Raw genomic sequence first — 4,642 nt, forward strand, 5'->3', positions numbered from 1 at the left:
CTCACCCTCCGGTCTCGGTGATCGCAGAGCGGATGATGACGGTGTCGGCACCGTACTCCGCGTCCGCCGCCTCCTGCCAGCTCCCGTCGTCCCACACGACGTCGACCCAGAGCCACCCGTCCTGCGGATACGAGGCGAGATACGCGTCGCCGAGCTTGCCGGGGAGCTCGTCCTGGATGGCGGCGAGGGTCGCCTCGTCGCCCGCACCGGGCTTCCCGCCCGTCGGGTCCTCCGGCCGGATCGGGTCGTACAGGGCGAGAAGGATCGGCGGCTGCGTCGAGGTGAACGTCTCGCCGTCGTAGGTGCCGCGTACCGCGTAGGAGCCCCACGTGACGTCACCCGACGACTCCGCGCCGTCGACGCCCTGCCACGTCCAGTCCTTCAGCGGGATCCCGGTGCACTGCGGAGGATATGACTCCGCGACCGGACCCACGCAGAGCTGCGGGGCCCCGCCGCTGTCGAGCACGGTGCCGGTGGCGGCGACCTCGCCCTCGGGAGGGATCGGGGTCACGGCCCCGAGCGATGCCGGCGCGGGTGTCCCGCTGGGACCAGCGCTCGCGCATGCGGCGATGGCGAGCATGACGACGGCGGCAGTGGCGGCGATGCCGAGGGGGCGACGGAGACCTCTCATGTCTCGATGGTGTCGCATCGACGCCGATCGTCTCAGAATCGGATGCCGCGGCATCCGTCCGTCATCTGTTCGCTCTCCGCTCGTCACGGGGTGTAGCCTGAATCCATGCGCTTCGGCCGGCTTCTCCTTCTTAGCCGCCGCGACGAGACCTCGTTCTAGGGCCTTCCTCGTCGCGGAGCTTTTCGTTGGCCCGCATCATCAGGCATCGAGCCGCCCCGATCGGGCTGCAGCTCGGAACAGACGAGAGAAGCGACGACATCATGGAGAACACCCAGAAGCCCTCGGGCCTGCCGACCCACAAGTATCGGCCGTTCCACGAGCAGATCACCGTGAATCTGCCCGACCGCACCTGGCCCGACCAGCGCATCACGACCGCACCACGCTGGTGCGCGGTCGATCTTCGCGACGGCAACCAGGCGCTCATCGACCCGATGAGCCCCGAGCGCAAGCGGATCATGTTCGACCTGCTCGTGCAGATGGGCTACAAGGAGATCGAGGTGGGCTTCCCCTCGGCGAGCCAGACCGATTTCGACTTCGTGCGTCAGCTCATCGAAGAGGACCTCATCCCGGAGGACGTCACGATCCAGGTCCTGACGCAGGCGCGTGAGCACCTCATCGAGCGCACGTACGAGTCCATCGCCGGTGCCAAGCAGGCGATCGTGCACCTGTACAACTCGACCAGCGTGCTGCAGCGCGAGGTGGTGTTCCGCACCGACGAGCAGGGCATCATCGACATCGCCCTCGAGGGCGCACGCCTGTGCCGCGAGTTCGAGAAGCGCATCCCCGAGACCAAGGTCTTCTACGAGTACTCGCCCGAGAGCTACACCGGCACCGAGCTCGAATTCGCGCTGAGCGTGTGCAACCAGGTCATCGAGATCTTCGAGCCGACGCCCGAGCGCAAGGTCATCATCAACCTGCCCGCGACCGTCGAGATGGCGACGCCGAACATCTACGCCGACTCGATCGAGTGGATGAGCCGACGCCTCGCGCACCGCGAGAACGTCATCCTGTCGCTCCACCCGCACAACGACCGCGGCACCGCGATCGCCGCCGCCGAGCTCGGCTACATGGCCGGCGCCGATCGCATCGAAGGCTGCCTGTTCGGCAACGGCGAGCGGACGGGCAACGTCGACCTGGTGGCGCTGGGCATCAACCTGTTCACGCAGGGCATCGACCCGCAGATCGACTTCAGCGACATCGACCAGGTCAAGCGCACGGTCGAGTACTGCAACCAGCTGCCCGTGCACGAGCGCAGCCCGTGGGCCGGCGATCTGGTGTTCACGGCCTTCAGCGGCTCGCACCAGGACGCGATCAAGAAGGGCTTCGAGGCGATGGACGCCCGCGCCGCGGCGTCCGGCGTCACCGTCGACGAGATCGAGTGGGCCGTGCCGTACCTGCCCATCGACCCGAAGGACCTCGGCCGCTCGTACGAGGCGGTCATCCGCGTCAACTCGCAGTCGGGCAAGGGCGGCGTCGCGTACCTGCTGAAGACCGACCACTCGCTGGATCTTCCCCGCAAGCTGCAGATCGACTTCTCGGGTGTGGTGCAGGCCAAGACCGATGCCGAGGGCGGCGAGGTCACGAGCGACCAGATCTGGAAGATCTTCACCGACGAGTACCTGCCGTCGGAGGTCGCCGACGAGCGCTGGGGACGCTTCGAGCTCCTGGCGACCAGCACCCGCAGCGACCTGTCGGGCGACGTCGCGCTCGACATCACGCTGCGCGACGGCGACGACCGGTTCGAGGCATCCGGTCGCGGCAACGGCCCGGTCGCCGCATTCCTCGAGATCATCCGCGCACAGGGATTCGACGTGACGCTCTACGACTACGTCGAGCACGCCCTGAGTGCAGGCGGCGACGCGCAGGCGGCCGCCTACATCGAACTCCAGGTCGATGGTGAGCGCCTCTGGGGCGTCGGCATCGACTCGGACATCTCGACCGCATCGCTCAAGGCGATCGTGTCGGGCGTGAACCGCGCCATCCGTACGCGGCAGCGCTCCGGGGCCCTCGCGGGCGTCTGAGCGCGAACCGTCGACGGGTGTGCGCGGGTGATCCCCGCGCGCGCCCGTCGGTGTTCGCCCACCGGCATCCGGGAAGACGGATGCCTCAGGGCTTGACGATCGGGATGGTCGAGGTCTCGACGGCCACCTTGCGTCGGTAGAGCGCTCGTTGCTCCGGCAGCGAGATGTCGAAGATCACGGCGAGCAGACGGATCACCGTCGTGACCGCGATGCCGACCGCCGCGGCGATCACGACGTCCACGCCGAGCTTCTCGGCCGTCGCGAGGACGAGGCATCCGACTCCTGCGGCGACCGCGTAGAGCGAGCCGACGTGCATGATCGCGACCGGCAGGCCCATGATCACGTCGCGGAGGATGCCGCCGCCGACCGCCGCGCAGACCCCGACGAAGACGGCGGGTACGAGCGGCAGCCCGAGGACGAGGGCCTTGCTGGTCCCGAATGCGCCGAACAGGCCGATGACCAGGGCGTCGAGGCCGACGATGACGGCGTTGAGTCGCTGGAAGAGGCCGGCGAGCAGCATCCCGAACAGTGCCGCGCCGACCGCGGTGAGCAGGTACCAGTTGCTCTGCAGCGTGGTGGGCGTGACGTTGAGCAGCAGGTCGCGGATAAGACCGCCGCCCATGCCCATGACGATCCCGATGATCGCGACGCCGAGCATGTCGAGCCGGCGTTCACCGCGGAAGCCTGAGGCGAACAGCGCGCCCTGGATGCCGCCGAGGCCCACGGCGATGAGGTCGGCCCACAGGGGGATCACGAAGACCGGCTCGTCCACCCCTCCATTGTCGACGGGGATCAGGGGATATGGGTGCGCACCGCCGACAGGAACCCGTCGAGATCGTCCGTCCACAGCCGCACCGCCTCGACGCGGTCGCGGCCCTGCGGAAGCCGCACGTCGAGCGGGTGCTCGAGAAGGATCAGCACGTTGGTCTCGTTGGCGATGCGCGCGGCGAACGTGCGGCCCTCCGGCTCGTCCACGACGGCAGGTGCCTTGTCGACCCGATGCGCTGAGCGCTCGACGGACCGCACGACCTGCCAGGGCAGGTCGAGATCGAGCTCGGCACCCTGTCGCACGCGGATTCCGGCAGGACCGACCGCGTGCGGTCGGGTCAGGTAGCCGGACAGGAGGCCGAGCATCCACGTCACGCCCCAGATGCCGAGGACGAGCAGCGGGATGCGCAGCCAGGCCCAGCGGTGGACGATGAGATCGACGATCGGGATCTCGACGGCCGACAGCACGATGAAGACGACGAGGAGCGTCAGCACGGGAGAGTGGTAGCGGAACGCGCTGGCGCCCACGGGAACGCGGGGCCTGCGGAACACGAACCGGAAGATGCTCTGATAGACCCCGAGCTCCATGATCCATGCGCGCCGCGCGAAGGCTCCCAGCTTCGTCCGCCATCCGGGCGGAGCCAGGGTGCCTGACGATCGATCCGGTCGAGCCGGGCTGTCGCGCGGAGTGTCGACGGCGCTCACGACGGGCGGTCCTCGGCGGTCCGGGCCTCGTGCTCCGCGATGAGCCGGTTCAGCCGGTCGAGGACATGCGTCAGCCCCCGCAGCGTCGCTTCGGCGGTCGCATCGTCGAGGCCGTCGATGAGCTGTGCGCCGAGCTCGGTGTGCTCGGCGTCCATGGCGCGCATCGCCTCTTTGCCACGCGCCGTCAAGGTGACGAGCACGGCCCGGCGGTCGTGGGGGTGCGGCTCGCGGCGTGCGAAGCCGGTCGCCTCGAGCCCGTCGACGAGGGTCGTGATGTTGCGAGGCGTCACGCCGAGCGCCGTTGCGAGCTCCGCCTGGGTGCGCGGGCCTTCGTGGAAGACGAGCCAGAGGATGTGGGTGCGCGCGGGCGTGAGGCCCCGGCGATCGAGCTCGCGCTCCTGGTCGGCGCCCAGTACGCCGGACAGCGCGAGCAGCGTGTCGAGAATATGAGTACCGGACATAGTGAACATGGTACACGTTCAACGATCACGGCCGTCTTGCGCGGCAGGCGCGAGCT

Annotated in this window: 5 protein-coding genes; 1 reads left to right on the plus strand and 4 read right to left on the minus strand. The window is 68.7% G+C overall.

Features of this window, described 5'->3' with window-relative positions:
- Position 1: 1 nt before the first annotated feature.
- Positions 2 to 631, minus strand: a complete 630-nt coding sequence (locus ACFC1K_RS13980) for a hypothetical protein (RefSeq protein ID WP_375872078.1) — start codon at positions 629 to 631, stop codon at positions 2 to 4.
- 260 nt (positions 632 to 891) lie between these two features.
- Here ACFC1K_RS13980 and leuA point away from each other — a divergent pair, with 260 nt between their 5' ends.
- Positions 892 to 2,652, plus strand: coding sequence for a 2-isopropylmalate synthase (gene leuA, locus ACFC1K_RS13985; RefSeq protein WP_375872079.1), 1,761 nt, complete (start codon positions 892 to 894; stop codon positions 2,650 to 2,652).
- A gap of 85 nt (positions 2,653 to 2,737) precedes the next feature.
- On the opposite strand, the gene ACFC1K_RS13990 is transcribed toward leuA, so the two are convergent.
- The 3 genes from ACFC1K_RS13990 to ACFC1K_RS14000 are packed head-to-tail and all read right to left on the minus strand — an operon-like array spanning position 2,738 to position 4,586.
- The gene (locus tag ACFC1K_RS13990) at positions 2,738 to 3,424 is read right to left on the minus strand and encodes a trimeric intracellular cation channel family protein (protein WP_375872080.1); all 687 of its coding nucleotides are present in this window, start codon (positions 3,422 to 3,424) and stop codon (positions 2,738 to 2,740) included.
- 20 nt (positions 3,425 to 3,444) lie between these two features.
- On the minus strand, positions 3,445 to 4,125 hold the full coding sequence (locus ACFC1K_RS13995) for a hypothetical protein (protein WP_375872081.1): 681 nt from the start codon (positions 4,123 to 4,125) through the stop codon (positions 3,445 to 3,447).
- Entirely contained in the window at positions 4,122 to 4,586 is a 465-nt protein-coding gene (locus ACFC1K_RS14000; RefSeq protein WP_375872082.1) for a MarR family winged helix-turn-helix transcriptional regulator, read from the minus strand. Before ACFC1K_RS14000 ends, ACFC1K_RS13995 begins: the two co-directional genes overlap by 4 nt.
- Positions 4,587 to 4,642 lie beyond the last annotated feature (56 nt).

This window comes from Microbacterium sp. NPDC056057, assembly GCF_042266945.1.
GTDB classification, from domain to species: domain Bacteria; phylum Actinomycetota; class Actinomycetes; order Actinomycetales; family Microbacteriaceae; genus Microbacterium; species Microbacterium trichothecenolyticum_C.